Source organism: Rhizobium skierniewicense (assembly GCF_014196515.1).
In the GTDB taxonomy this organism is placed as follows: Bacteria; Pseudomonadota; Alphaproteobacteria; order Rhizobiales; family Rhizobiaceae; genus Agrobacterium; species Agrobacterium skierniewicense.
In genome coordinates this window covers 60,155-85,936 of record NZ_JACIDV010000015.1, presented here as the reverse complement: position 1 = coordinate 85,936, position 25,782 = coordinate 60,155, and the positions used below count along the sequence as shown (strand labels likewise).

Annotated in this window: 26 protein-coding genes; 13 read left to right on the top strand and 13 right to left on the bottom strand. The window is 56.0% G+C overall.

Translation table 11 applies throughout. The features are described 5' to 3' along the window. Positions 1 to 98 precede the first annotated feature (98 nt). From ftsE to GGQ73_RS20050, 4 genes are all read left to right on the top strand, one after another. Positions 99 to 758, top strand: coding sequence for a cell division ATP-binding protein FtsE (gene ftsE, locus GGQ73_RS20065; RefSeq protein WP_174155632.1), 660 nt, complete (start codon positions 99 to 101; stop codon positions 756 to 758). Then, positions 751 to 1,755 (top strand): cell division protein FtsX, encoded by a 1,005-nt coding sequence (locus GGQ73_RS20060; RefSeq protein WP_183897600.1) that lies wholly within the window; start codon positions 751 to 753, stop codon positions 1,753 to 1,755. Before ftsE ends, GGQ73_RS20060 begins: the two co-directional genes overlap by 8 nt. A 73-nt stretch (positions 1,756 to 1,828) precedes the next feature. Then, positions 1,829 to 2,527 carry a YdcF family protein gene (locus GGQ73_RS20055; RefSeq protein WP_183897599.1) on the top strand — a complete coding sequence of 233 codons (699 nt, stop codon included), beginning with the start codon at positions 1,829 to 1,831 and terminating at the stop codon, positions 2,525 to 2,527. A gap of 127 nt (positions 2,528 to 2,654) precedes the next feature. Then, the gene (locus tag GGQ73_RS20050; protein WP_183897598.1) at positions 2,655 to 3,446 is read left to right on the top strand and encodes a lysophospholipid acyltransferase family protein; all 792 of its coding nucleotides are present in this window, start codon (positions 2,655 to 2,657) and stop codon (positions 3,444 to 3,446) included. On the opposite strand, the gene GGQ73_RS20045 is transcribed toward GGQ73_RS20050, so the two are convergent. Beyond that, entirely contained in the window at positions 3,425 to 3,961 is a 537-nt protein-coding gene (locus GGQ73_RS20045; protein ID WP_183897597.1) for a gamma-glutamylcyclotransferase, read from the bottom strand. The genes GGQ73_RS20050 and GGQ73_RS20045 overlap by 22 nt on opposite strands. 47 nt (positions 3,962 to 4,008) lie before the next feature. Between GGQ73_RS20045 and GGQ73_RS20040 the strand changes: the two genes are divergently transcribed. After that, the gene (locus GGQ73_RS20040) at positions 4,009 to 5,010 is read left to right on the top strand and encodes a DUF2125 domain-containing protein (RefSeq protein WP_183897596.1); all 1,002 of its coding nucleotides are present in this window, start codon (positions 4,009 to 4,011) and stop codon (positions 5,008 to 5,010) included. A 5-nt stretch (positions 5,011 to 5,015) separates the two neighbouring features. Here GGQ73_RS20040 and GGQ73_RS20035 read toward each other — a convergent pair whose 3' ends face one another. From GGQ73_RS20035 to GGQ73_RS20025, 3 genes are all read right to left on the bottom strand, one after another. After that, positions 5,016 to 5,945 carry a prephenate/arogenate dehydrogenase family protein gene (locus tag GGQ73_RS20035; RefSeq protein ID WP_183897595.1) on the bottom strand — a complete coding sequence of 310 codons (930 nt, stop codon included), beginning with the start codon at positions 5,943 to 5,945 and terminating at the stop codon, positions 5,016 to 5,018. Further along, positions 5,942 to 7,048 (bottom strand): histidinol-phosphate transaminase, encoded by a 1,107-nt coding sequence (gene hisC / locus GGQ73_RS20030; RefSeq protein WP_183897594.1) that lies wholly within the window; start codon positions 7,046 to 7,048, stop codon positions 5,942 to 5,944. Before hisC ends, GGQ73_RS20035 begins: the two co-directional genes overlap by 4 nt. 82 nt (positions 7,049 to 7,130) lie before the next feature. Then, positions 7,131 to 7,892, bottom strand: a complete 762-nt coding sequence (locus GGQ73_RS20025; RefSeq protein WP_174155702.1) for a class I SAM-dependent methyltransferase — start codon at positions 7,890 to 7,892, stop codon at positions 7,131 to 7,133. 93 nt (positions 7,893 to 7,985) lie between these two features. Between GGQ73_RS20025 and gloB the strand changes: the two genes are divergently transcribed. Beyond that, positions 7,986 to 8,756, top strand: a complete 771-nt coding sequence (gene gloB, locus GGQ73_RS20020; protein WP_183897593.1) for a hydroxyacylglutathione hydrolase — start codon at positions 7,986 to 7,988, stop codon at positions 8,754 to 8,756. Then, positions 8,756 to 9,187 (top strand): cupin domain-containing protein, encoded by a 432-nt coding sequence (locus GGQ73_RS20015; protein WP_183897592.1) that lies wholly within the window; start codon positions 8,756 to 8,758, stop codon positions 9,185 to 9,187. The genes gloB and GGQ73_RS20015 overlap by 1 nt, the downstream gene beginning before the upstream one ends. Before the next feature lies 1 nt (position 9,188). On the opposite strand, the gene GGQ73_RS20010 is transcribed toward GGQ73_RS20015, so the two are convergent. Then, positions 9,189 to 9,962: a DUF3108 domain-containing protein gene (locus GGQ73_RS20010; RefSeq protein ID WP_183897591.1), complete on the bottom strand. Its 774-nt coding sequence runs from the start codon at positions 9,960 to 9,962 to the stop codon at positions 9,189 to 9,191. Between the two features lie 252 nt (positions 9,963 to 10,214). Here GGQ73_RS20010 and rpmB point away from each other — a divergent pair, with 252 nt between their 5' ends. The 4 genes from rpmB to GGQ73_RS19990 all read left to right on the top strand — a co-directional run bounded on the left by rpmB (position 10,215) and on the right by GGQ73_RS19990 (position 12,746). Beyond that, positions 10,215 to 10,517 carry a 50S ribosomal protein L28 gene (gene rpmB, locus GGQ73_RS20005; RefSeq protein WP_042616811.1) on the top strand — a complete coding sequence of 101 codons (303 nt, stop codon included), beginning with the start codon at positions 10,215 to 10,217 and terminating at the stop codon, positions 10,515 to 10,517. A 111-nt stretch (positions 10,518 to 10,628) separates the two neighbouring features. Continuing rightward, on the top strand, positions 10,629 to 11,264 hold the full coding sequence (locus tag GGQ73_RS20000) for a queuosine precursor transporter (protein WP_183897590.1): 636 nt from the start codon (positions 10,629 to 10,631) through the stop codon (positions 11,262 to 11,264). A 217-nt stretch (positions 11,265 to 11,481) separates the two neighbouring features. Beyond that, entirely contained in the window at positions 11,482 to 11,916 is a 435-nt protein-coding gene (locus GGQ73_RS19995) for a helix-turn-helix domain-containing protein (protein WP_174155644.1), read from the top strand. Positions 11,917 to 12,521: 605 nt separating this feature from the next. Then, positions 12,522 to 12,746 carry a hypothetical protein gene (locus GGQ73_RS19990; RefSeq protein WP_183897589.1) on the top strand — a complete coding sequence of 75 codons (225 nt, stop codon included), beginning with the start codon at positions 12,522 to 12,524 and terminating at the stop codon, positions 12,744 to 12,746. Positions 12,747 to 12,786: 40 nt separating this feature from the next. Here GGQ73_RS19990 and GGQ73_RS19985 read toward each other — a convergent pair whose 3' ends face one another. The 4 genes from GGQ73_RS19985 to GGQ73_RS19970 all read right to left on the bottom strand — a co-directional run bounded on the left by GGQ73_RS19985 (position 12,787) and on the right by GGQ73_RS19970 (position 18,256). Next, positions 12,787 to 14,619 (bottom strand): alpha/beta fold hydrolase, encoded by a 1,833-nt coding sequence (locus GGQ73_RS19985; RefSeq protein WP_183897588.1) that lies wholly within the window; start codon positions 14,617 to 14,619, stop codon positions 12,787 to 12,789. Between the two features lie 131 nt (positions 14,620 to 14,750). Then, positions 14,751 to 15,989: a glycosyltransferase gene (locus tag GGQ73_RS19980; protein ID WP_183897587.1), complete on the bottom strand. Its 1,239-nt coding sequence runs from the start codon at positions 15,987 to 15,989 to the stop codon at positions 14,751 to 14,753. Between the two features lie 90 nt (positions 15,990 to 16,079). Next, positions 16,080 to 16,997 (bottom strand): glycosyltransferase family 4 protein, encoded by a 918-nt coding sequence (locus GGQ73_RS19975; RefSeq protein ID WP_183897586.1) that lies wholly within the window; start codon positions 16,995 to 16,997, stop codon positions 16,080 to 16,082. Between the two features lie 152 nt (positions 16,998 to 17,149). Continuing rightward, complete coding sequence (locus tag GGQ73_RS19970) at positions 17,150 to 18,256, bottom strand: glycosyltransferase (RefSeq protein ID WP_183897585.1); 1,107 nt, start codon at positions 18,254 to 18,256, stop codon at positions 17,150 to 17,152. Positions 18,257 to 18,565: 309 nt separating this feature from the next. On the opposite strand from GGQ73_RS19970, the gene GGQ73_RS19965 reads away from it, so the two are divergent. Further along, a complete protein-coding gene (locus GGQ73_RS19965) occupies positions 18,566 to 19,801 on the top strand; it encodes a glycosyltransferase (protein ID WP_183897584.1) in 1,236 nt (411 codons plus the stop codon). Between the two features lie 123 nt (positions 19,802 to 19,924). Next, positions 19,925 to 21,223, top strand: coding sequence for an O-antigen polymerase (locus GGQ73_RS19960; RefSeq protein ID WP_183897583.1), 1,299 nt, complete (start codon positions 19,925 to 19,927; stop codon positions 21,221 to 21,223). On the opposite strand, the gene GGQ73_RS19955 is transcribed toward GGQ73_RS19960, so the two are convergent. The 4 genes from GGQ73_RS19955 to GGQ73_RS19940 are packed head-to-tail and all read right to left on the bottom strand — an operon-like array spanning position 21,220 to position 25,716. Next, positions 21,220 to 22,140, bottom strand: coding sequence for an ATP-grasp fold amidoligase family protein (locus tag GGQ73_RS19955; RefSeq protein ID WP_183897582.1), 921 nt, complete (start codon positions 22,138 to 22,140; stop codon positions 21,220 to 21,222). The genes GGQ73_RS19960 and GGQ73_RS19955 overlap by 4 nt on opposite strands. 56 nt (positions 22,141 to 22,196) lie before the next feature. Continuing rightward, entirely contained in the window at positions 22,197 to 23,489 is a 1,293-nt protein-coding gene (locus GGQ73_RS19950) for a lipopolysaccharide biosynthesis protein (protein ID WP_183897581.1), read from the bottom strand. Positions 23,490 to 23,498: 9 nt separating this feature from the next. Next, positions 23,499 to 25,559, bottom strand: coding sequence for a Wzz/FepE/Etk N-terminal domain-containing protein (locus GGQ73_RS19945; protein WP_183897580.1), 2,061 nt, complete (start codon positions 25,557 to 25,559; stop codon positions 23,499 to 23,501). Beyond that, positions 25,540 to 25,716 (bottom strand): hypothetical protein, encoded by a 177-nt coding sequence (locus GGQ73_RS19940; protein ID WP_183897579.1) that lies wholly within the window; start codon positions 25,714 to 25,716, stop codon positions 25,540 to 25,542. The genes GGQ73_RS19945 and GGQ73_RS19940 overlap by 20 nt, the downstream gene beginning before the upstream one ends. Positions 25,717 to 25,782 lie beyond the last annotated feature (66 nt).

The window sequence follows — 25,782 nt, the reverse complement described above, 5'->3', positions numbered from 1 at the left end:
GATCATTCCTCAAGCCACCCACACGCCGTAGGTTGGATATAAAAAGCTGTGATATTGATGCGAATCGCACACCACGAAAGCAAAAGACTGGAAGTTCGTTGATCCATTTCGAAAATGTCGGGTTAAGATACGGCATGGGCCCTGAAATCTTAAGGGACATGACCTTCAATATTCCCAAAGGATCGTTCCAGTTTCTGACAGGCCCGTCTGGCGCGGGCAAAACCACCCTTTTACGCCTGCTGCTGATGTCGCTGCAGCCGACACGGGGACACATACGCATGTTCAGCCGCGATGTGTCGCGCATACCCCGTAGCGAACTCCCTCTGCTGCGCCGCCGCGTCGGCATCGTCTTTCAGGACTTCCGTCTTTTGGACCACCTCACCACTTACGAGAATGTCGCGCTGCCGTTGCGCGTGCGCGGCAAGGAGGAAAGTGCCTATCGCAATGATGTGATCGAGCTGTTGAAATGGGTCGGACTGGGCGAGCGTATCAACGTCTTGCCGCCTATTCTGTCCGGCGGTGAAAAACAGCGTGCCGCGATTGCCCGCGCGCTGATGGACCAGCCCGAAATACTCCTCGCCGATGAGCCGACCGGTAACGTTGATCCGCCAATGGCAAAGCGCCTGCTCAACCTCTTCATGGAATTGAACAGGCTCGGCACCGCGGTCGTCATCGCCACCCATGATTTCGGTTTGATGGATCAGGTCGATGCGCGCCGCATGATCCTGACCGAAGGGCGGCTCGACGTCTATGGATGAGATAAAGCGCAAGCCACTCAAGCCCGCGCAAAAACCAGCGCCGAAACTGCCGCAGATGCGCATCCGGCCGATGGCACCCATCCTGCCGCCCTCCAACATTCAGGGCAATGCGCTGATCGTCGTCATCGCGATCATGGCGTTTCTGGCTTGTCTTACGCTCGGCGCCGTCAGCATGGTACGCACCACGGCGACCAGTTGGCAGAGCCAAATTTCAAGAGAAATCACCATTCAGATCAAGCCCGAGGAAGGGTTGGACATGGATGCGGCCCTGACCAAAGCCCGCAATCTGGCTCTGGGCTTCGTCGGTACCCGAGAGGGAACAGTCATGGACGAGGCGGCCACCGCTCGCCTTCTGGAGCCTTGGCTGGGCGCGGGTCTCGATCTGTCGGAGCTTCCCGTTCCACGTCTCGTCATCATCACGATCGATGAAACCAATCCGCCGGATTTCGAGGCCATGCGCGCGATCCTCAAAACGGAGATACCTCAGGCGTTTCTCGACGATCACCGCACCTGGGTCGATCGTCTCGTATCGATGGCCCACACGACTGTGATGATCGGGCTCGGCGTGCTGATCCTGGTGTTCAGCGCCATGGTTTTGACGGTGGTTTTTGCCACCCGTGGCGCACTTTCGGGAAACCGGCACATTGTCGAGGTTTTGCATTTCGTCGGCGCTGAGAGTAGCTTCGTTGCCCGGGAGTTTCAAAAACACTTCTTGAAAATCAGCCTGAAGGGTTCTGGGGCTGGGAGTGCCTTGGCAGCGGCGGTCTTCCTCGCTGCCGGTTTTTGGCAGTCCCGCTCCCTCGCAACGCCTCAGAGCGATCAGGCGAGCGCCTTGTTCGGTTCCTTTTCCGTTGGCATGGATGGCTATATCGGCATTTTCGCAACCATGATGGTGATTGCGCTGCTCACCACACTCACGGCGCGTCTGACAGTTATTCGGACCATTGACGATATCGACCGCGTCCGTTCCGACCCGTCGAAAAGTGAAGGTGTATAAGACGACCAGGCGCACGCCACCAAGTCGCCACGAATGCCTGTTCCTTGTCTTCATGCAAGCTTATGGATAACTCATGGCAATGAGTCGCATAGACCCCGATGACGAATCGACCACAACGACGCGAAATGGATGGCTTTCGCGGCGCGGCCGTTTGCGTCGTTTCGTGCGGATAACCATCCTTCTCTTCGTCGTTATCGTCGGCGCTGTCTTCGGCGGGTTTCTGTGGTTTGCCGATTCGGTGGCGTCCATGCGCCCACCGTCGGGCACCAAGGCCGACGCCATCATTGTTCTCACCGGGGGATATCTGCGCATTGACCAAGCGGTCGGCCTGCTTCGGGATGGCGTGGGGAAGCGGTTGCTGATTTCAGGGGTCAACCCTGCCACGAGCCGGGCACAAATCAGAAAGATGACGCAAAGTTCGTCCGATCTTTTTGCCTGTTGCGTGGATATGGGTTATCAGGCAGTCGACACGATCGGCAACGCCAACGAGGCGTCGAAATGGATCAAGGATCGCGGCTACACCTCGGTTGTTATCGTTACCAATAATTACCACATGCACCGCTCGCTTCACGAGCTGCGTGACACAAGCCCCGATACGAATTTCATCGCCTACCCCGTGATCAATTCGGATCTTGCCCGCACCAACTGGTTCGTAAACCCGGACGTGGTGCGCACCATGATCATCGAATATATCAAGTTCGTGGCCGTCGCTGCACGTGATATCACCGGCGTTGGCAAGGGCAACGGCCTGCGAAACAGCGATACACCTTGACCCCGAACTGCCCGACATCGGATGGGTCTTGCTGAAACACCTCGTTTTCGTGTAGGCGTTCAGCGCTGCTGACAACACGGAAGAATGCTTCTCTCGTTGATCCGCGCGCGCCCGGGGAAGCCTTTTTATGCTCAGACTGCGTTCCATTCTCTTCAACACGCTGTTTTATATCAATCTCATCGTGCGGATGCTGATCCTGACACCGATCTATTTCATCGTGCCACGAAAAGTCGCATTCGAGATTCCCAAGGCTTGGGCACGGTCCAATCACTGGCTGATGGAAAAGCTCGTTGGTACGACATTCGAGATCGAAGGGCTCGAACATATTCCGGAAAGCGGATGTATCTTTGCACCCAAGCACCAATCTTTCTGGGACACCTATGCGCTGCTGCCCAATCTCAAGGACCCCGTCTATATCCTGAAGCGTGAGTTGATGTGGATACCGCTTTTCGGCTGGTACGTCGCCAAGCAGCGGATGATCCCGGTCAACCGGGCTGCGCGCGGCAAGGTCATGCTGAAGGTCATGGAACGCGCCAAGGAAGAAATGGCCAAGGGCCGAGAGCTGATTATCTACCCCGAGGGCACCCGCCGCCCACCCGGTGCGGAGCCGGAATATCGTTATGGCATCGCACGTCTATACCGGGACCTGAAAGTCCCTGTCGTGCCTGTCGCCATGCATCCCGGCCTTTTCTGGCCACGCCGCTCCACAATGCGTTATCCCGGCCATTTCAAGGTGCGGATCCTGCCACCGATCCAGCCTGGTCTCGATCCCGATGTTTTTTTCAAGCAGCTGATCGAAGTGACCGAAAAAGCGAGCGACGAGCTGCTTTTGGAAACCGCACGCGACAATCCAGATCTGCCATTGCCTGCGACAGCGCAAAAGCGACTGGCAGAGCTTCAGGGGCAGACGACAGACTGAGCCTCGACATCGGCTGCGACCCGCTCGAGCACGGCGTCACGTATGCCCATGTCCTGAAGGTGCTGAACCGTGTTGAAAACGTAATCGGCATTCGGTCCCGAACGTCCCGACGCATGCCGCACGATACGGGCAGCGTCCTCCACTCCAAGCCCGCCGACATATTGCGGATGTTGGGGATCGGCCACATAGGTCATGGCGTGTCGGCGCCTTCCGTCCACAAGGCCAACCGCAATGACACGTTCCTTATAGACATTGCTGATCAGTTCGCGTTCACGCAAGTAAGCGACGACGGCATCGCGGTCGGCATCGGCGACCCGAAAGGCAACACCGTGGCAAGAGCCGCCCCGCTCAAGCCCAAGCACCAAGCCGGGGTTTTCATCCGTACCACGATAGACATTAGAGCGAATGCAGAGTGAGCGACGGTAGCCATTCAGGCGCGCCTGCTGACGCTCCTGAAACGGGAAGCCCGGATTCCACATCAACGAACCATAGCCAAAGACCCAAAAATCGTCCATATCGCAAGCCAAACCAAATCACCTGTGTTTTACCATTGGAGATCATCATGGCAGCGTCAAGCCAATCCCGAACAGGCAGAAAATACCTTTTTCTCGGTCTTGGGATCATATTTTTCGTTGCCATCTACTCCGCTGGTTGGTTTTACGCCGCCCAGCGGCTTCAGGAAACCGTCATTCGCACGCTTGCACCTGGCGGCTCGGCAGGAATAACCGGAGAGTGCAAGGACATCGCCTTCAGGGGCTACCCATTCCGCATCGGCCTGTTCTGCTCCACGATCGACGTCAAGAATACAAACAACAATATGACTGCATCCTTCGGAGCGTTGCGTTCGGCAGCGCAGATTTATGCCCCTCGTCATATCGTATGGGAACTGGACTCTCCCGCCACCATCCAGACCGGGCACGGGCTGAATATTTCGGCGCAATGGGCCAATATGCAGTCCAGCCTCGTCACCAAATTGAAGGGTGTTGATCGCACTTCACTCGTTATCGACGGGCTGAAGGCAACAGCAGTGTCGTCCGTTACTGCCCAGACCATCAATTTCGATGCGGCAAAGACCGAAGTTCATCTACGCCAAAACGGCGCGGACCTTGATGGTGCCATCACGCTGACGGACACATCCACCGTCATCAAGGATTGGCCACAGCTTTTGCCGCGCTTGAATGCCATTGCCGATGTGACGCTCGCCGGCAAGGCAGGCATGATCGACGGCAGTGACCGGACCGGGCTCTACGGTGCCAGTGGCGAGTTGCGCCGCGTGATGCTCGACATTGGCGATGGCCGCACCATGCGCATCACAGGCCCGTTCTCGTTTGACGATCAGGGCAATCTCTCTGGCCAGTTCAAGCTGGAAATCGAAAAGCTGGGCGAATGGGCCGACAACGCCAAGCAGACTTTCCCACAACTGCAGTCCACCATCGATACCGCTCGCAAACTGCTGCGCGCTCTGGCGGGCGGCGGCGATAGGGCATCGGTCGATCTGGTCGTCGATCGTGGCCGCGCGACCGTCAGCGGTTTCATTCCCCTAGGAAAGATCCCGCCGATCTGAAACAACTAAGGTTTGGCATCGGGCGTCGGACGGCCAAAGTTGGCGGCGTCCACGTCCTGCCCTGCTTGCACGATCGAGCGGCGAATATCGCGGGTGCGACTGAAAAGCTCAAACAGCTTGTCGCCCTCACCCCATCGAATGGCCCGCTGGAGATAGGCGAGGTCCTCTGAAAACCGCGCCAGCATTTCAAGGATCGCATCCTTGTTATGCAAGCATACGTCCCGCCACATCGTCGGGTCAGATGCCGCCAGACGGGTGAAATCACGAAAACCGGAGGCCGAGTATTTAATGACTTCAGACTCTGTCACCGTGCCCAGATCGTCTGCCGTGCCGACGATATTGTAGGCGATGATGTGCGGCAGGTGGGAAACGATGGCCAAGACCTTGTCGTGGTGCTCCGCATCCATTTCATCGATCCGAGAGCCGAGCCTTTCCCAGAAAGACCTTAGCTGAGCCAACGCTTCAGCATTAGTTCCAGGCAACGGTGTGAAGATGCACCACCGGTCACGAAACAACCCCGTAAACCCGGCATCCGGCCCGGATTTTTCCGTGCCTGCCAGCGGGTGGCCGGGAATGAAATGGACATTTTGCGGAATGTGCGGCGCCATTTGAGCGATCACGGATGCCTTGGTGGAGCCTACATCCGTCACGATAGCGCCCGGTTTCAGAGACGGCGCGATGTGCTCGGCCACGCTTCCTGATGCGCCGACCGGTACCGATATGATCACCAGATCGGCATTCTTGACCGCGTCCGCCGCAGACGTGGTGTAGGCGGTCCCGAGCTCCAGTTCTTCTGCACGCTTCAGCGTCTCAGCGCTGCGGGTGGAAATCACCACCTCGTGGGCAAGGCCCAGCTCCTTGACATCGCGCGCGATGGAGGATCCGATCAGGCCGATACCGATCAGGGCGATCCGTTCGAAGAGAATATCAGTCATGCTTTGCCCATGAAGTCTTTAAGCGCAGCAATCACGCCAAGATTTGCCTCTTCAGAACCCACCGTCATGCGCAGTGCATTGGCAAAACCATAGCCGCGGACAGCGCGAAGGATATAGCCACGTCGCGTCAAAAATTCATCAGCGTCGGCCGCACGCTTCCCATCGACATCAGGGAAATGAATGAGAATGAAATTGGTAACGGACGGCGTGACCTCGAGGCCAAGGTCGGTGAATGTCTGTGTCAGCTTTTCCAGCCATTCAAGATTGTGGGACACCGCCTTCTGCATAAAAGCCTGATCGCGGATGGCCGCGGCACCAGCTGCGATGGCGGGCGCGTTCATGTTGAAGGGACCACGCACACGGTTCAAGGCATCGACGATGGCGGCCGGACCGTACATCCAGCCCACGCGCAGCGCGGCAAGACCGTAGACCTTGGAAAAGGTGCGCGTCATGACGACATTGGCATTGCCCGAAACCAGCTCCAGCCCTGCCTCGTAATCGTTCTTGCGAACATATTCGGCATAGGCCGCATCCAGCACCAGAATAACGTGCTTCGGCAAGCCAGCCTGAAGGCGGCGCACTTCGGAGACCGGAACATAGGTGCCAGTCGGATTGCCGGGATTGGCAATGAAAACCATCTTGGTCTTGGGCGTCACAGCGGCCAGGATTGCGTCCACGTCGATGGCGCAATCTTTTTCCTTGACCGTGATGGCACTTGCCCCGGCACCCATGATCTGAATCTTGTAAACCAGAAAGCCGTGTTCCGTGATGATCGCCTCATCGCCTGCCCCCAGATAAACGTGGCACAACAGACCCAGCAGTTCATCGGAGCCGTTTCCGCACAGGATATTGGAAATGTTCAACCCATGCACGTCGGCAATGGCCTGGCGCAAAGCAGTTGCCTGTCCATCCGGGTAGATTTCCAGGTTGGAAGCCACGGCTTTGAAGGCCTCTATCGCCTTCGGACTGGCACCCAGCGGCGTTTCGTTGGAGGAAAGCTTATAGACCTTGGCCACGCCGTCGACATGCTCTTTACCGGGAACGTAAGCGGCAATATCCAGAATACCCGGACGCGGGACAGGTTGGTTAAGCTCTGCACTCATTTCATCGACCCTTGGAAAACGCCGGAAAATCCGGCCAGACAATGCCGCAGGCATTAGACTGGAATGGCTGGTTTGTCGAGTGTCAGCGCGGCTTGCGCTGTTCGGATCCGGTTCTGGCCGTTGGCATGCCCTGTGGTGCAAGCACCGGCACAAACACCCGGCGGGACGCCCTTTGGGTGACAGGCAGCCCCTGATAGAGACGCTTTTGTGCCTCAACCACAATCACCCCGGAAAAGACCGGCCAAAGCTTTCGTCCCGTGGTTTCCAAAAACCGGCGGAAGCGCAGGACGGACCTCACCTTTGAGGGGGGGAAAAACAAGGCTTCAGCAGATGCTCCCGGCGTAAAGTTGGTTTCCCGCAACAGTCCGGTGAGTTGCCCGCGCGAGTAAGGTCGACCGGAGCCGAAAGGCGTATGCTCCATCCGCGCCCATACGCCACGCCGGTTCGGTACAACGATAATGAGCCGCCCGCCGGGAGCCAGAACGCGCCACAATTCTTTCAGTGTCTCACGCGGATTTTCCGCAAACTCCAGCGAATGCACCATCAGGATACGGTCTATGGACGAATCCGGCAACGGCAGCTCCTCGTCAAACACAAGCGCCGTCGACGACCGTTCACCGGCGGGCCAGTTCACCGCCCCCTGCCCTGCCGGCATAAAAGCGAATGTTCTCTCCGTGTCATGGCGGAAGCGGTCCAGAAACGGAACGGCGTAGCCGATGCCCACCAACCGCTCATCCGGCAGGCTTGGCCACAGCGTCGACAGCGCCATAGTGATCGCCTGCTCGGCGGAGCGACCGAGAGGAGAATGATAAAATTCGCGCAGATCGACGATATCGGTGTTCATCAAGGGAATGTAGCAGGCCACGGTTGGACTTCAAGGCGCCAGAGCCTACATTGCAAACCGGATGATCTGAACGCGGAAAAAGGAAGACACACCATGAAGCCGTTGGAAATAGAAGTCTTTTCGTGCCGCAGCGATAATTTCGGTGTTCTGCTGCATGATAGCGAAACAGGCGCCACCGTTTCGATCGACGCACCCGAGGAGGCACCCATCATCGATGCGCTCGACCGGCGCGGATGGACGCTCAGCCATATTTTCACAACACATCATCATCAGGACCACGTCGAAGCCAATCTGTCGCTGAAGGAAAAATTCGGCTGTACGATTTATGGACCACATGATGAGGCCATCGCCATACCGGGTCTTGACAAGTCTGCCGCCGATGGTGATGAGTTCGACTTTGCAGGCCGCCCGGTCCATGTCATCGGCACGCCCGGGCACACGGCTGGACATATCTGCTACTACCTGCCCGACGACGCTCTGCTGTTTGCCGCAGACACATTGTTTGCCATGGGCTGTGGACGCCTGTTCGAGAGACCTGCTGCCGATATGTGGCAGTCGTTTCAGAAACTGATGGCGCTGCCGGATGACGTCAGAGTCTATTTCGGCCATGACTACACGCTGTCCAATGCTCGTTTCGCTGTGACAATCGACCCGGATAATGCTGCACTTCACCAGCGCGCCCGTGAGGTCGAAACCAAGAGAAACAGCGGCGAGTTCACCATTCCAACGACCATCGGACTTGAAAAACAAACCAACCCCTACATGCGCGTCGCCGATCCTGCCATCCGCACGCATCTCGGCCTTACAGGCGCCACGGATGCCGAAGTGTTTGCAGACATCCGAACACGTAAGGATAATTTCTGATGCCCCAAGACCTATCGGCGCAGGCGATCATTCGTGAACTGAAACTCGAACCACACCCGGAAGGCGGGTTTTATCGGCAAACCTTTCGCGATGCATCGGACGGGCAGCGTGGACATTCGACGGCGATCTATTATTTGCTGGAAAAGGGGCAACGCTCCCACTGGCACCGTGTGATCGATGCGGCCGAGGTCTGGCATTATTACGCTGGTGCGCCGCTGTCTCTTCATTTGTGCCACGATGGGAAATCAGTCGAGACGGTCAGGCTCGGACCAGCTCTCCTTGGTGGCGAGAGACCGCAAGCCATCGTTCCCGCCAATTGCTGGCAGGCGGCAGAAAGCCTGGGCGAGTTTACGCTTGTCGGCTGCACCGTCGCCCCCGGTTTCGTCTTCGACAGCTTCGTGATGGCTGAGCCCGGCTGGTCGCCGGGCTGAATTAGCCGCCGTATTTGGTCGCGGTGATGTAAACCTGCCCGACCCTAGTCGGTATACGTGCGTAGACAGGTGCATAGACATCCATGTTGTTGGCCTTGGCAAACCAAATCTCCATGGAAATCGACTTCAGATATTCGATGTCCTTGCGGCCCTTGCGAAAACCTGACTTCGGCACATAGCGGGCATTGCAGACAATCGCATCACCAGTGAAACCGTCCGTGGTGAAAGGCTTCGTGCCCCCGGAGCTCAAGACCAGATCCAGCCGAGACTCACCGTCGTAAATCGGCAGGCGGCTGGGGCATATACGACCCCCGACAGGAAAAAGCAGACCGGAGATCGGATCAAGAACCGAACGTAAATCCCGATCCTTGACATCGACCCAACTGTCGGGTCGCGGTTTAGGCTCAGGCTTCACCGTCGTCGATGTGACGTTTCCGTTGCGATATTGGACATCGTAGGTGCGGGTCCGCTTACCATCCTTATAGACCAGCGAATATTCGTCGGCCTGCATACGGTTGCCGCGCTTGGCGCCCGACACGTTGGTCTTTCCAGAGATATCTTTCAGCACGCTGGCAACGCCGGCAGAGCTGAAGGAACCGGAAATGGAATAGGTTGCGCCCGTCATACGGGTCGAGAAGTTCGCCCTGGCGATGGGCAGAATACCCAGATTTATGCTGTATTCGCTGTCATGCCGTGTTTCTGCGGCCAGACCGGGAGAGATGCTTGCAAGTGTCACGACGGTTGCCGTGAAAAACCTTTGTACTGTGACATTCATTCGGGTAACACCTCGACAGGCAGGAAAGGCCGCCTCACACCACGATGATATACGCGCAGTTATGGCAATAAAATAGCGGAGCGACGTGGAAATCCAGCGAATTTGCTCACAAAAAAGCGTGGGCGGGTTGACTGATCATCTCTGCCTGACTATAGAACCGCAACTTTCCAATCATTGCCAGTTGGATTGCTGACCGGGTTTTGCCGGATAGCGAACCAGTGGTAAAACAGACGATAACAAATAGGTGTACCCATGTCCCGTGTATGCGAATTGACCGGCAAGGGCGTCCAGACGGGCAACAACGTCAGCCACGCCAACAACAGAACAAAGCGCCGGTTCCTTCCGAACCTCTGCCAGGTTACGTTGATCTCTGATTCTCTCGGCCAGCGCTTCCGTCTGCGCGTTTCTGCAGCCGCTCTGCGTTCTGTCGAACATCGTGGCGGCCTCGACCTGTTCCTTCTCAAGTCCAGCGAAAGCGACCTTTCGATGCGCGCCCGTTTGCTGCGTCGCCAGATTGCCAAGAAGACTGTTGAAACGGCTGTTGCAGCTGCCTAATACGCGGCGTTAACACCACGAACTTTCAAAAGGCTTGAATGGCTACTGCCGCTCAAGCCTTTTGTTTGTTTTCATTTCGCTCCAACTGGTGGCATCACCCAGGATAAAAAAATGCCCTATCAGCGCTTTATGCTTGTCTATATCCTGCTCATGACCACAGTCGTCGTGGCATCGAACATCCTGGTCCAGTACCCGTTATCGGGCACGTTCCTCGGCATCAATCTCGGCGACCTTCTCACATGGGGCGCTTTTACCTATCCCGTTGCGTTCCTCATCACCGACCTGACCAACCGTCAGTTTGGTCCAGCCACCGCGCGGCGGGTGGTCCTGGCGGGTTTCGTCGTCGGCGTGTGCCTGTCGTTCTGGACATCGATTCCACGCATTGCGGTCGCATCCGGCACGGCCTATCTGATCGGCCAGCTTCTTGACATCTCGGTCTTTAACCGGCTTCGCCAGCAAAGCTGGTGGCGAGCGCCGTTAGCAGGCTCTCTGCTGGGATCGGTCCTCGACACCGCACTCTTCTTCTCCATCGCCTTTGCCGCAACCTTCTCGTTTGTCGGCCCCAACGACACCTTCGCCATCGAGCAGGCACCGATCCTTGGCATCTTCGCCAGCGAAGCACCCCGTTGGGTTTCGTGGGCCCTGGGAGATCTTACGGTGAAGATAATCGTCGGTCTCGTCATGCTTTTGCCTTACGGCGCATTGATGACGAGATTGAAGCCTTTGCCAACGACGAAACTGCGCTGATTGGCAAGACCCAAAATCTGGGGCTTGCCCGGCCTGATCTGAAGCCGTCATCTTCCAGCCCAAGAAAAACCTGATCCAATTTAAGCCGTCGTTTTCGTCCCGGGTAGCACGATCGTTTTTAGAATACACCGCATGGGCCCAATGTTGCCGACCCTTTGCGCTCACTCAAGTTTCGGCAATCCTGTACACAGCCTCAGGCTTCGGAGTTACGCATACCATGAAAAAATCCCCCAATGATATCGACATCCACGTCGGTTCCCGTATTCGCCTGCGCCGCGTCATGCTCGGGTTAAGTCAGGAAAAACTGGGCGATGGACTTGGAATTACATTCCAGCAAGTTCAAAAATATGAGAAAGGCACAAACCGGGTCGGTGCCAGCCGGCTGCAGCATATTTCCGAATTGCTGGATGTGCACATCTCCTATTTCTTTGAGGGAAGCCCCGGCTCCGCGGACGATAAGCCATTGGCAGAGCCCAGCCAGCTCTCGCAGTTCATGAATTCCAAGGAAGGCATAGCGCTGGCACGGGCGTTTTGCACGATAGAAGACGACCGCGTTCGCCGCCGCGTTCTGGAACTTGTCCAGTCGCTCGGCAACAGCAACACGGCCGATGGGAAAAAGACGACAGAGACGTCCGCGTCCTTACCCCACTAGGAAAGAGGGTTCCCCGTTACCGTCGGCAACAGGGCTCTATGCGGGCGTTAGCCAAGACAGACTATTTCGCTGATCCATCATCGAAGACATATGTGCTTTTTGGTGGCTTCATAGAAGCTCTGTTTCCTCAGTCTTTTCATGTCCAGCTCAAAGACGACCTTGGCGCAATGTCGGGGCTGGAGAACGACTGCCAATATGCTGGCGCTTGATCGGATAGGGGATAGGCCTACATCGGCGAATTATCCGCGATTTGCCGTGGAATGCGCGGAGCACCTTGACGAAAATCATCCATTCCGTGCAATATGCCGTGAGACAACCAAAACATCTATTTTGAGTCTTGTTGACTGTCATTGCCAATCAGGAAGAATGCCGAGAGCTAATGGATAGAGAGGGCATCAAACGTGCCGGAGTTTGTCGCGAAGCCGTGCCGACCCTACAGAAACTTTCGGAGTAACGTAAAAATGTTACCTCTCGTCGTTTTAAGCTTTTCACCTAATTGAGATTTGGATTAAAACTTCAAGCATGACGTGTGCAACGGTATTGCAACGCGCAAAAGGCGGCATTGCGCTATAGATGTCGTCGAAACCGACAACGATGAGTGTATGATGACCGACGCCCAAATCAATGAACGCCAGGAAGAGTTCCTCACCCTTATCAACATGCTGACCTTTGCCGAGGGCGCCGCTGAAACGCTCGGCGCGGCTTCAGCAAGCTGGTATATCGATGTCGCAAAACAAGCTCTTCGGTCTGCCTTGCAAAACGAGATGGAGATGAACATGAGCCGTGCAGATATTGTCAATCTCGCATCAGTCCGTGCTGGCAACTGCTGATTTTCCCTTGACACGTTCGGATCGCTGAGAGCGAAAGGTCCTAACTGGCGGGTGGAAACCGGAACGCGATCATTTCCACTTCCCGTGCCCACGCATGGCGCGCTTCTGCGGTGGTCAGGTTATGGTCTGAATCGGCAATGAAGGCGATGCGGGGATTTCCATAGCGGCAACTGAGCATACGTCCGCACGGACCAAAGTTCGTCTCCAGCATCGCCGCGCCGATATCGCCTTCAGTAAAGACGACGGTCATTTGCGTGTTGTTTGCGGCGATCGCCCGAAAATCCCTGGATATGGCCTGAAAGCGCGGAGACAGGAATGGAAAGCGCACCATCAACGGCGTTGTAAATGAGATCGCCTTGCCGACGATCATCGCCCACAGATTGGTCACACCGTTCCTGATGCGAACTTTTCCGCTGAAAACCTTCAGCCAGAAGCCGCCGCTTACCAGTTTTGCCCCATAGCTCGCCAAGGGCTGACGAGACGAGATCAGCAACGCCTCCACATCAGCGTGTGGCGGAATGTAGAAATCAAAAACATTGACAGCAACCACGCCGCTGAGCCTCGGGTCACGTACACCGCTTTGGAACGCGGCCCATCCACCACTGCATCGACCCGTTACCACAACCGGGAAAAGATGGCGTTGCTCCAGAAAATCTGTCGCCGCCGCCACATCTTCCAGTTGGCCCTCGCTGTAAATGATCTGTTCCGGGCGGGTGGGAACCATGGGGCTATCGGCAATATTGGCCATATCGAACCGCAAGCTGGCAATACCGGATCGCGCAAGCTCCCGGCAAAGTTGGGCGCTGATGCGTCCCCAGCCGGACGCCCTCTCATAGCCCGTGGGCAAGACCAGAACTGTCGCGCCCTTGCGTGGGCCGATAGGCTCTGCCAACACGCCATATAGGCGATCATCTTTACCGAAGCGAACGGGTGTCTCCGTAAAGCCCCTGCCTTTCAGGGCCACGGGCGTTGGAACCGGCACGTTTTCCGCCCTACCGTGATCGTTCGTGTCCTGCGCCGCTACATCTTTCGCCCACTCGGCCAGCGTTTCGATCGCGGCCACTGGCGGCACGGAAAACAGAACGTCACGGATAAACTGATCATATCCTTCGAAATCGGCGGATCGAGCCTCCACGCCCAGTGTGCGAATGTGTTCGGCAAAATCCAGATCCGCATGTCGATTTTTCTGCTTGAGCAATAAAATATTGGGCGCGGGGGATTTCGTCGTCGCCGAAATATTCACGTCTCGCAGCCCCTTGGCCACATTTTCAGGAATGACCTGCTCACCCATGGCAGGACCGGATGCCGAATGACGTGAGTGGTGCGCCCCCTGATTGGCAATCTTGCTCAAGGCGACGAATTCGCGGAGCCAGTGGCGCCCCGATAGAGCCGGTGCCGCAAGTGCAAGTCCTCGAATATCCGGAATGTCTTCCGCTGCCTGCCACGCCAGCGCGCCGCCGATACCGTGTCCGATAAAAATGAGATGCTTGGCGCAAGACAACTCCTTGAGCTTTTGAGCAGCAGCAGCAATCGTGTCGAGCCAGACGTCAAGCCCACTGGCATAGTCCGGGTGATCCAGCGCGTCACCCGTACCGGGATAATCGAATCGCATGCTCGCCATGCCCCGCCGGGATAGATCCACGGCCAGTCGTTGCCAGAATTTGCGGGCGCATAATTCCTCAAAGCCCCACGAACCAACGAACAGAACGGCTGTATTTGTCGTCACCAGAGAACCCGACTGCGCGCTCTCCAACAGAGTGAAAGCATCGGCGGGCCGAAAGAGGCCGACCGTGTCAGAAAACGTGACTGGGTAGTCAGCAGCGATTTGCACGTGTTTTTCGTGAAGGCTGTGCATATCAAACCCGGCATTCATCTGTCTCTCCCCTGTTGACCGACACTCCCACAGCATATCAATTAGCTTATCATCACTTAAGCATTACTTGAGATTACATGTCGACCATGAGAAGTATCAGGCAAATTTGGTGCAGATGTCTGCTTTTTTGCCTACTCTTTCACGGCAGCGGCGACCAGGATATCGTTCAACTTCCGATAATAACCGGATGATTCGGACGTACCCTTAAAACCCGCAATACCCGGGAAATGAATATTCCGCTCCTGCCACCAACGTTTATGACCGATGTTCAAAGCGCGATCCATCACCTTGATGAGACTGCCATCCTCATCAGGATCGTAACACCAACCCGTGCCCAAATCCCTCAAAATTTCAGGCGTCCCGCCGCGCTCGGTGCCGATAACTGGCACGCCATAAATGGCCGCTTCCATAAGGATCAGGCTTTGCGGTTCATGCCAACGCGACGGCACGACAATAACATCTGCCATCTTGTAAACGTCTTCCGGCGGTACAAAGCCCAAGAAGCGGATGGGAGATGTGCCGGCTAAAGACTTTAGATGCTGCACGTAATCTTCGCGCCCTCGTCCACCAATCAGAAGTGTTGCCTTTTCAGACTGCGGTAGTCTGACGAATGCCCGGATCAAGTCCTCGATACCCTTCTCCTCGGCCAGAGCGCCAAGATATCCGAACGTAAAGTGCTCGCTGGTTCCGCTTTTCCGACCAAGCAGGGACGCGTCGAAAGAAGCCTCGCTGCGGTTGGCATTGATCAGCACATGCCAGTCTGCTTTCGGCAAAACACTATTTTGCAAAAACCGCTGCCGCAGGGCATCACTCACTGAAATGGCTGTCACACCACTGCCATCGCTGGACGTGATGCGGGCGGTCAGGATGCGGCACTGCATGCACGGCTTTTCGCAATTGCCCGACCCGCGAAACATGCTCGATTTGGGACACAGCAGCGCGTAATCGTGCAAGTGCAGGCAAAGCGGAATGCCGAGCGCATTCGTAGCTTCAAACAGAGCCGGTTGCATCCGTGCAGAATTGTGGGCGTAGACAAGATCGATCTGCTCCCGCACCAGCAACTCCTTGACATCTTTAGCCGACGTCGCACCGAGCGCGCTGCGGATGTGCCAGACCAGTTTGGTCAGTGTGCCAACAGCGGGTTTGCGTGGGCCGGGGAGGTAACTGTTGTGCCAGTTGACGCGCAGAACGCGGATACCATCGTCATTCACCGTTTCACCGGGTGGCGCGATCTCGTCGCCTTCCAGCCCCAGAGACAGGATGATGACGTCGTGATGACGCGAAAGTTCCGCGGCGCAAACGCGGGCCACAATCTCCGCGCCCCCCTCCTCCTGGGGTGCGAATGTTTGAGCAACGATACAGATCTTCATCGGCTTCGCCGTTTCTCCACTAAGCAACCATATTCGGCGGAGCCGAAACGCTGCTCGTGGCATATTGCATCATGACATGTGAACATAGCATCAAAGTCCTGAGACTGCGTGAATCAGGCATTGCGCACTTTTATCCCACGAGAATTCTCTGGCACGCGCGTGGCCGCTCGCAATCATTGCACTTCGCAGTCCAGCATTTGCGGCCAGATGAGATACGGAATGCGCGATCTCCTGTAGGTTTTCTGGATTGAAATAAAACGCTGCGTCGCCACACACCTCGCGCGCCGGCTCGATATTCGATGACAGAACCGGGCAGCCGAGAAGCATTGCTTCTAAAGGTGGAATCCCAAAACCTTCATAAAGGCTGGGGAACAGCAATGCGGCGGCGTTGCTGTAGAGTGCGACGATCTCTTCATCGGAAAGACGACCCGTGAAAACGACCCCTTCACCTTTGACTGGCACCGGACCTTGTGAAGGATTATGAAAAACAGCGGACGCCGCGGCGCCGACGATGACGAAGCGTGGGGCAGCATTGCCAAGGGTTGCCATCGCCTCTATCGCGCGGACAAGGTTCTTGTTGGGTGTCGGTGAACCGACAAACAAGACATATTTGCACGGCGTCAGCCCCAGTCGCGCCACCACCGTCTGATCGGGCGCGATGGCGGCCAGGTGTTCACAGCTATTGGGAATGATCGCAACGTTTTCCGCTCCAATTGTCTCATTTAACTCGCGCCGTGAAAACGCCGATACCGTTGCAATGCGCCCGCGACGAGCAAGACTTTTTCCCAAAATGCTGTGCACCGCGCGGTAAGAGCGGGAAAAATTCTCCGGTGTGCGAAATATCATCGCATCATGAATAACTGTCAGGCTTTTGCCATGCAGCACGGGACCGCTGTTGCAAAGATTGATCAACCGGCCGTGGCGGGAGGCGGCAAAAAGCTGCGTCTGTTCCCATAAGTGCCCGGACAAAGAGCCGATTTTCTTCTGGCGTATGGAAGACAGCGTCATATCGACGGTCGCCGTTTCGGGAGCAATCAGCGTCCACTCGTCCGTGCTTCCGGTCAATGTCAGATGGCGGTCCAGCGCTTTGACGATTTCGCGCGCGAAACGCTGCACACCACTGGTTTTTTGAGTGAGAAACCGGCCATTGATGAAATGCTTCATGCGATTTTGCGACTTTCTGCCGGTGCTTCCTTCACAATGTCTCGGTAAAGCTGCATGAGTGTGCTGTTGGTCCGTTCGCTTCTGTAGCGTTCGATAAAGCGTGCGTAGCCTGCAGATCCCATCCGCGTCCAGTCTTCTCGTCCATGAGATGCGATCGCAGTTGCAAGGGCATCTGCGTCGCCGGGTGGAAAGAGGACTCCGGTCTCTCCGTCAAGCACCACAGATTGCAGGCCACCCACGCGCGATGCGATGACCGGTTTATGCGCGCGCATCGCTTCCAGCGCGACCAAGCCGAAACCTTCCCATCGCGACGGCATCGCCACCACATCGCAAACAGCCAGATGCCCCGCAATATCCTCCGACGACTTCCATCCCAACAACTCCACATTCGCGGGCGGTGCCTGGGTCAGATTATTCCTTGTCGTGACATGGGCCCCTATCACCCGGAAAACGGCCTTGTCTGTCAGCTCCGCTGCCGCTGTCAAAAGGATGTCGACGCCCTTTTGCCGATCAAGGCGGCCAACGAATAGAACTTTGGCGCGTGGATCGTCCCATGTGGCAGGATTCGTCACCGGTATTTGCGACGATATGCCGTTTTCGATGACGATCATACGATGAGCCGGGATGCCCGCCTTGATACCCTGACGGTACTCGTGATCGGATATGGCGACAATGGTATGGCAGAGTGGCGAAAGAAGCCGCTCAACCCATGACGCTGGCCGCCGCAACAGTCCCAGCGTTTCCATGTCGAAGACCCAACCATGCGGGCAATAGACGATGGGCGGAAAGGCACCGGGTAACACACTGATGGCACGCACGATCAAGCCTGCAAAGGTGGAGTGCGCATGAATAATATTGGGTTTGAACGCCTTGACCTCTTGCGACACGGCCAGCGCCAGCGCTGGCAGAGACCGTAGTCTGCCGCGTCTTTTGAACGTGGCAACGCAGCGGTGCGGTGTCTGTTTCAAAAAACTAACATGAGCATCAGGCACAATGATTCTGACGTTTTCAGCGCCTAAATCTTTGATTTGCGTGGGGATCGTTTCGTTGGAATAGGTCGCAGGTCCGCCGGGAAGCGTTTCGAATACGTGCAGAACCCTCATGATCCACCTCAACTGCAGCACTGGATCGAACGGCGATCTGCCCTGTGTAGTCGCACTTAAAGCGCAAATTCCTTAAACAAGATGGAATCTATGACGAAAAATATGGCGATCCGGATGTGTTTCGCATTTATTCTCCCCCATAAGAGAAAAAACAACATGACCTTTTATGGGCAGCACATCTATTTGTGATCATCACGTAATTGACCGTTTATCCTGCCGGATTCATATTCAGTATATTTAAAGAGTTCTCGCAGCATAAATACAACCCGGGAAATGGCACAGCATATTGGCGTTTAAAGGTAAGCGGATTTGAAAATCTGCATCGTATCGCAAACTTTCGCCCCACAAGAGGAAGGCGGTGCAGAGATCTCTGCGCGCCTGGGCGCGATGGAACTTGGCAAGCGTCATGATGTTACCGTGCTGGCCCTGGGCCGCGAGGGCGATGCGATTGCGCCGCCTGGCGAGACACGTTTGCCCGGCGATATAAGGGTGATCCGCCTTCCGTGGATGAACAGCTATCTGCCCCTGCCACGCAAATCAACCGCCGGTTTTCTGCAGCGCGCGCGCTGGCACCTGCGCACCGCAATGGGCGCGATTTGTCCCAGGGGACTGACCGATTTCTTCACAAGGGAACGATTTGATCTCATCTACGCGCAGAATTCCGCTTTCATGCAGCCTGCGTTACTTCTGGCTGCACGTGACGCCAGCATACCGGTTTGCCTGCATTTAAGAGATTACGGATTGCTCTGTCCCAGAACCAGCATGTTTCGTGGTGGAGACAATTGCGAACGGCGCTGTCTGGACTGTTCCGTGCTCAACCGGCGCATGCGCAAACTGGCGGGCGGCGATATGAGCATCATCGCGGTCAGCGATGCCTTGCGCAAAAGGTTTATCAGCAACGGTGTATTTGAGGATGCCCAGTGGCACGTGATGCACAACACCAACGCGACCGAAAACAGCTTCGACAGATCGCTCATCGGCAGGCATGAAGCCGCAGCCCCAGTTTTTACCTTTGGTTATCTGGGGGCAATCACCAAGGAAAAGGGTGTCGAGGATCTCCTGCAGGCTTTTCTGTCGCTGCCGAACCGCGACAACGCCAAGCTCATCATCGCAGGCAGAGGCCGCGAGGAGTTTCTGGCAAAATTGAAAACAATGTCGAAAGACGCGCCCGTCGAGTTCAAGGGTTTTATCAGGCCGGAAGACATCTACCGTGTCGCTGATGCCATCATCGTGCCGTCGCGCTGGCACGAACCACAAAGTCGCATCCTCGTCGAAGCCCCGATTTATGGTGTACCCGTCATCGCCACTGCGCGTGGCGGCACGCCTGAGATTGTGGACAAACAACAAACGGGCTGGTCCTACGACCCCGCAAAGCCGGATGCGCTCTTCAAGTTGCTGAACATGGCTCTCTCCACAGGCCAGAAACGATGGTGGGAGAAACGCGATGAGATTTTCCCCGGCTTCCTGAACTTCAAGGGTACGGCCGAAGACACAGGCTATTACGAGCGCCTCGAGCAGATCTTGGTCTCTGCGGCGCAGCGGTAGTCCTGCGTGAAGATGCCGCGTCGCCCAATATGGCTAACAACTTCTTAACTCGTTTCTGCCACGGTCAACGAACCGGTTTTTCTGTACCGCTTCATGCACAGTGCTTGGGCAATAAGGTTCGACATGTCCCATCTGGCTTGGCTCATCCTCATCATCGGCTGGTTGGTTTTCCTCCTTTACTACGTGAGCTCGTTTTACAGGTGGGGCGTGCTGACCCTTTCCTCCTATTTCTGGATACGCTACAACGTCCTGCCCATTCTGGTCATGTCGCCCTTTGCGGCATCCGACCAGAACATGGAAGCGGTCGGGGATTCCATCTACATCATCCGCGAATACATCAATGAAGCCTTCTACCTGTCTGTTCTCGGCGTAGTCTTCGTGATCGTCGGCATGGGACTGGCGACATTCAGCTCGGGCAAAAGCGCCGTCTTCACCTTTGTTGAGAAAGGCTACGCCTTCTGGCAGACGAAGCCCGGCGTCTGGATATCCCTAGGCGTCATCATCCTTGCCACGCTTGGCCTCGTTGCACTCGGCGTCAGGCCGTTCCAAGGGAGACAGTTTTCATTCGAGAACACGTCACTGCGCCCGGCGATCAATCTTTACTCGGTCATCTTGCCGACAATTACCCTCAGCCTGCTGGTTTATGGCTTCGGTTACAGCCGCTTCTTTGTGTTCGCGGGCTTCATGTGTAGCGCGCTTGGCCTGATGATCGGAACGCGCGGTGCCAGCATCGAAGTGCTGTTCATGTTCGTCGTGTGCCTCATCATCACCTATCGCTATCGAAACCTTGCAGCTTTCACACTGTCGATCTTCGGCTTCGTGACCGTCGCAATCGCAATCGGCATCTTGCGATCCACAGCCGATGGCAATGATGGTGTGGATGTGTTGCAGGTGGTGACCTTCCAGATCTTTTACGGCAACAACTTCTCGGACTTTCGCGATTACGCCTGGATATTGAGTGGCTTCAAAGACCGGTTCTACAATGGCATGACCTATCTTGCCGGCTATATGGCGCTCGTTCCATCCTTTATCAGCGATTTTCGTGGGGATTTTCGCATGGGCGTCGTCACCGCCACGCTCGCGGGTCTCGATCCGCAATTCCACGCAGGTCTGCGCCCGACCCTGTTTGGTGAGGCTTATTTGAACTTCGGAATTCCCGGGGTCGTCGTCATCGCCACATTGTTCGGATACTACTTCGGCAAGCTGCAAATGTGGGTTCACGACAATTTGCAGCCCAACCGGTTGGGATTGCGCAAAGTTGCCTGCGGCTACATCGCCTTCCTGTTCCTGTTCAACGCCGTTTTCACGCCTGGCTTCTATTATGTCTACGTCGTCGTCGCGTGGCTAACAGGCGGCATAATCCTGTCCTATCTGTTCGACAGGCCAGTTCTTGACGGCAAGCCGCAACCCGCAAAAACCTAACGTGTTTGCGGGTCGGTGCGAAAGCTTCCCTGTGGATTGTCTTTCCAGAATGTCCCCAGCCATGCATCTGTCGATGGTGGTCTGAAAGCGCCGAAGCCGGATGTCGGGCTGAATGTCATCTCCCCAAACAGCGGGCCGGATGGTGTATCGTAAAAGTCTATGCGAACGAATTCGAAGCCTTGGGCGAGTGTGCGTGCCGCTTGAAGGATCTCATCCAGATGTGCGGGGCGGGGCAGATCTTCGGTTTCGAGCGGATAATAGTGTCCGAAATCCAGCTTATTCCAATGTTCATCATAAAAGCAGCGGCGATGGTCCGTAAACCGCGCGGTGTCGATCTGAATGCAGGGAATATCGTTTTCGAAGCAGAAAAGCTTGTAATCGACAGGCGCTTCGCCATCGTTGCCGATAAACGGTTCGATGAAAATTTCCGGCTCGATGTGGTTGTACCACTCCTCCGCTAAGCGCCACGCAGTTCGCCCGGCAAGCCAGGCATCACACGTCTCTTTTGCGCCGATCAGATCATCCGGCCCGTATACAAAGATATTGCGATCTGAACCGTGATTGACCTTGATGACGTAGGGAAACGGTAGAGAGGGACATTCATCGAGATTTTTTCCACGCCAGAGGGTTGGCGTCACCCACTGCTCGCCAAGGACTGCCGCAACATGCGCTTTTACCGCAATCTTGTCGCTCAACATGATAAGGCGCGGGTCGGACTGGGGCCCGACCCAGGCAATTTTACGCGCGCAGAGATGTTCGTTCAGCGTCTTGGGATGATCAAGATTAGCCCATAATTTGTGATAGCGATAATATTGCAGTTGCGTTGCCCGCTTGATCGGCAGGCTTTGAATGGCTGCATGGTACAGTTTCTTGAAAAGGCGCCGCCCAAGCGAATGCTGCGGTTGATCCGGTCCCATGCTTCATGCACCTCTTTTGCGACGATATTTGAGATGAAAACCGTGGCTGGGACGGATCATGACCGGGAAGCCCGCCAAAGCAATGTGCTGGAAATCGATGCTGTCACAAGCGCCGTAAAGAAAGCAGAAAGGCCAGCGCCGATAAAACCGAAGGTGCTGATGAGCAGAAAACTCATGCTGATCGAAAGCAGAACACTCGACAGGTTGACGAAGGCGTAGTGGCCGTCTTTTCGAAGGCTGTTGAGACCCAGCCCCATGAGATCGGTGCAGGACCGAACCACCGCCGTTAGAAGCAGGAGTGCAAACATGCCTTGATGCTGGCCAAGCTCAGGCATGTTCATGAGATGCACGAGAACATTACCGGCGATGAAGATCGCGACGCCAAGCCCGAAAGCAACCGCCGCTGTCTTGCTGAACTGCCAGATCATCACCTGGCGCCATTCCGTCATGGAGCCGGTATTGTACGCCTTGAAAAGTGCCGGGATCGCCACTTGCAGCACAGCTGTCGAAATCAGCGTCTGCAGCGCATTGGCCAGTGACCAATAGAATGTATAGACCCCCGTTAGCGACAGGGTGAGCAGCAGGGAGACGACATAGCGATCGGCGTAAACAAGACCGACATTGCTCATGTCGCTAATATAAATGAGCCATGCCCTGCGCATCCGCTTTTTCACCCAGCGCATCCGCATCGGCATGCCGACAATCCGTCGGATCGGCCAGTTGCGCAGAAAAAAGCCCAGCCCCGCGAACATCAAAATATAACCAAGGCTCCATGCGACCATGATGGCTTCGATGGTGCGAAAGGTCTCGAAAGCCAAGCCGAGACCGATCACGGGCACAATCCATGAAGATGTTCTTAAAAAGAACAAAACATTCGCCTGGCTCGACATTTCCTGGGCGATCAAGGGCACGTGGATGTCGCAGGATATGGTCTCCAGCCAAACCACCAGAAGGATGAGGAAATAGAGCGGGATGACGTCATGGCCCATGAAATAGGCGGCGACCAGTGCAATCGCCGTCATGGCGACAAGCGAGGTAACCGTCACCAGCAATCGCGTTTTCATGTAAAGGCCCGCGACACCCGTGGTTTTCCCACTGACATCCCGAGCGATGAAGTAGTTCAGGCCCCAGCCCAGGATCGCAGGCGCGGCATTGACGACGCCGAGTGCCAAACCATAGACACCTGCCGCTTCCAGACCGATGAATTTGACGATGTAGAACGATAACGCAAAGCGAAGAACGAGCGTTGAGCCACGCAGGCCCATATTGAAGATGACATTCAGACCCGAGACGGACCGACCCTGCAGAAATGGGAAGCGAATGGCTGCACGATTGTTGTTTTCAGCCAAGATGTGTCCTCAATATTGCAAACCGGACCGTGTCATCCGCACCACTTTTGTGTCTTCAAGGCCGCTCTCTTCCAGAGTGACGAGAGCGATCACAACGCTGCCGGTGTCGTCTTCATGCTGCATGAGAAACACGTCGTCCAGTCTATTCCGAAGCGCCGGACCGATCCTTGATTTGGCCGCCACCCCGCCATCGATGACGATAAGATCGAAGGGCTCTCCATTCTCGTCTTTGGCATCTGTTATATCGCCTTCAGCCTGGCTATGCTCGACTGTTGCGAAATGCAGAAACGGGATGCCTTCGAAGGTGTAGAAGCGGTCCTCGTTTGCGACCTCGGCCTCTTCATCACGCGCGTGCGGCAACAGCATGCCTGTCAGAAGCGGATCCTGAGGCGCGCAATCCACCAGCAAAACGCGGCGTCCCAGTCTGGCCGTTTCAGCCGCCAGATTGAAGGCACTGTAGGAGGCACGGTTTTTGGGTCCGGTAGACACCACCAGAATGGAATGATTGTCGGCGGACGCAACGGCGGTAGAAACATATCGGGCCAAACCATCGAAGCCCTCGTCGCCGGAAGCCTTTAGCCCTTCTGTGTCGAAGTCGCTGATAACGCGACCAACGGGCCGAGCTTTCGTGGATGCCGGTACGAAAGCGGCGGCGTTGTTACCTTCCCCTGCTTCTACGGGAAACCGTTCGTCCGACGAACTGGCAAGCGGTTGAGGCTCATTGCCCGTACCGCGAAACTGATCACGCAGGATCAACAGGCCCGCAGCCAGAATGAGTCCGAAAATACCGCCGCCCGCCATCATCAATGTGCGTGGAGGTCCGGCCTTACGCAGAGGCGGTTCGGCACTGGAAATGATCTGCGGATTTTCGCTCGATGTGCCCTGCTGCTCGGAAAGCTGCTTGGTTCGCAACAGGAAGGCTTCATAAACCGCGCGGTCGCTTTCGAGCTTGCGCTGCAATTCACGCAGACGAACCATCGTCTGTTCATCACTGTTGAGGCTGGTCTTCAACGTATTGGCATTGGTTTTCAGAATCGCCAACTGGTTCTTCAGCCGCGCCAGATTGCTCGATGTGGCAGAAGAAAAATTGCGCAGTTGCTCATCGAGAATATTGGAGAGCGACTGGGTGCGTGCCCTTGCGGCCTGCAAGGAAGGATGCTGGGAACCCAGCGATGTGGCCTGAACGGATTCCTCCTCGCGGCTTTCCTGATAGCGCGCCCGAAGCGAAATGATCGCAGGCGTCAACGATGTATCAGGGATAGAACGCAGATACTGCCTGTCGTTACGGGCACGATTGAGCTCTGTAACCAGCGCTTCGTTTTCAGCGACCGTCGCAGACAATCTGGATATCTCGGTATTTGCATCTGCAATACGCTGTTCGATGTCAGGGCGTCCCTGAATGTCGGCCAGATTGTGCTCGGCACGATAGGCCTGTACGGCCCGGTCGCCATCTTCGACGGCTTTTCTCAACTGGTCCAGTTGTGCCGCCAAACCGCCACCGGTCCGGCGCAGAACATCGCTGTTCATTTCAATCCGGACCTGCGTGTAGGTGACGGCGATAAGATTGGCGAGTTCCGCAGCACGTTGCGGGCTGTCCGAGGTCACCGAGACATTGACAATGAAGCTCTTTCCCACAGCCGCAACCGACGTCGCCCTGCGCAGGGCATCGAGCGCCAGCCTGCTGCGACTGTCCTTGTCGGGATAAACCGGTGCCGCCGCCCCAAACTTCGGATCGTCGTAGAGCTTCTCGCTTTCCACGATGCGTGACAGAACCTGGGCTGATGTGATGATGTATTGCTGGTTGAGAACGTGTGAGTCGACAGCGCGTGGCTGGCCCGGCAGATCGCTTTCCAGAACCCGCGATCCCTCGGGATCAAGGAGGATCTGTGATGTGGCGACGTAGTAATTGGGCATCAACAGTGAAACGCCAAAAGCGAGTGCTGCGCAGATAATGCCGATTAGCACGATGAACAGTGCATTTCGCCATAGCAAAGCGGCCAGCCTGAACAGATTGGCTGGACCTCTGGCAGGTTCATTATAGTGCCGCGTGTCAGATGCGGTGCCGCTCATCGCCATATCGGTTCACGATCCCATAGTCTTGGCGCACATTGCGCGCTGCGATATCATGGACATCACCCTCTTCTATACGTTCGCTCGCGACAGTCGGATTGAAGGCCAGACATATGACCTGACAATTTCCGCCTGCGGTGTTGCGAATGCTGGACATGACTGTGCCAGTCCCACACAGCGCCCAGTCTAGGGGTTAGGCGTTAATATACCGTTTTTCAGCAAT

What these genes read in the sequence shown, in the direction of transcription:
- GGQ73_RS19945 (WP_183897580.1), bottom strand. Translation starts at nt 25,559, where the DNA reads ATGAGCGGCACCGCATCTGACACGCGGCACTATAATGAACCTGCCAGA.
- GGQ73_RS20055 (WP_183897599.1), top strand. Translation starts at nt 1,829, where the DNA reads ATGGCAATGAGTCGCATAGACCCCGATGACGAATCGACCACAACGACG.
- GGQ73_RS20000 (WP_183897590.1), top strand. Translation starts at nt 10,629, where the DNA reads ATGCCCTATCAGCGCTTTATGCTTGTCTATATCCTGCTCATGACCACA.
- GGQ73_RS19955 (WP_183897582.1), bottom strand. Translation starts at nt 22,140, where the DNA reads ATGGGACCGGATCAACCGCAGCATTCGCTTGGGCGGCGCCTTTTCAAG.
- GGQ73_RS19980 (WP_183897587.1), bottom strand. Translation starts at nt 15,989, where the DNA reads ATGAAGATCTGTATCGTTGCTCAAACATTCGCACCCCAGGAGGAGGGG.
- GGQ73_RS20025 (WP_174155702.1), bottom strand. Translation starts at nt 7,892, where the DNA reads ATGAACACCGATATCGTCGATCTGCGCGAATTTTATCATTCTCCTCTC.
- GGQ73_RS19970 (WP_183897585.1), bottom strand. Translation starts at nt 18,256, where the DNA reads ATGAGGGTTCTGCACGTATTCGAAACGCTTCCCGGCGGACCTGCGACC.
- GGQ73_RS20060 (WP_183897600.1), top strand. Translation starts at nt 751, where the DNA reads ATGGATGAGATAAAGCGCAAGCCACTCAAGCCCGCGCAAAAACCAGCG.
- GGQ73_RS20050 (WP_183897598.1), top strand. Translation starts at nt 2,655, where the DNA reads ATGCTCAGACTGCGTTCCATTCTCTTCAACACGCTGTTTTATATCAAT.
- GGQ73_RS19975 (WP_183897586.1), bottom strand. Translation starts at nt 16,997, where the DNA reads ATGACGCTGTCTTCCATACGCCAGAAGAAAATCGGCTCTTTGTCCGGG.
- GGQ73_RS20010 (WP_183897591.1), bottom strand. Translation starts at nt 9,962, where the DNA reads ATGAATGTCACAGTACAAAGGTTTTTCACGGCAACCGTCGTGACACTT.
- GGQ73_RS20045 (WP_183897597.1), bottom strand. Translation starts at nt 3,961, where the DNA reads ATGGACGATTTTTGGGTCTTTGGCTATGGTTCGTTGATGTGGAATCCG.
- GGQ73_RS20040 (WP_183897596.1), top strand. Translation starts at nt 4,009, where the DNA reads ATGGCAGCGTCAAGCCAATCCCGAACAGGCAGAAAATACCTTTTTCTC.
- GGQ73_RS19940 (WP_183897579.1), bottom strand. Translation starts at nt 25,716, where the DNA reads ATGTCCAGCATTCGCAACACCGCAGGCGGAAATTGTCAGGTCATATGT.
- GGQ73_RS20035 (WP_183897595.1), bottom strand. Translation starts at nt 5,945, where the DNA reads ATGACTGATATTCTCTTCGAACGGATCGCCCTGATCGGTATCGGCCTG.
- gloB (WP_183897593.1), top strand. Translation starts at nt 7,986, where the DNA reads ATGAAGCCGTTGGAAATAGAAGTCTTTTCGTGCCGCAGCGATAATTTC.
- GGQ73_RS19995 (WP_174155644.1), top strand. Translation starts at nt 11,482, where the DNA reads ATGAAAAAATCCCCCAATGATATCGACATCCACGTCGGTTCCCGTATT.
- rpmB (WP_042616811.1), top strand. Translation starts at nt 10,215, where the DNA reads ATGTCCCGTGTATGCGAATTGACCGGCAAGGGCGTCCAGACGGGCAAC.
- GGQ73_RS19960 (WP_183897583.1), top strand. Translation starts at nt 19,925, where the DNA reads ATGTCCCATCTGGCTTGGCTCATCCTCATCATCGGCTGGTTGGTTTTC.
- GGQ73_RS19990 (WP_183897589.1), top strand. Translation starts at nt 12,522, where the DNA reads ATGACCGACGCCCAAATCAATGAACGCCAGGAAGAGTTCCTCACCCTT.
- GGQ73_RS20015 (WP_183897592.1), top strand. Translation starts at nt 8,756, where the DNA reads ATGCCCCAAGACCTATCGGCGCAGGCGATCATTCGTGAACTGAAACTC.
- hisC (WP_183897594.1), bottom strand. Translation starts at nt 7,048, where the DNA reads ATGAGTGCAGAGCTTAACCAACCTGTCCCGCGTCCGGGTATTCTGGAT.
- GGQ73_RS19985 (WP_183897588.1), bottom strand. Translation starts at nt 14,619, where the DNA reads ATGAATGCCGGGTTTGATATGCACAGCCTTCACGAAAAACACGTGCAA.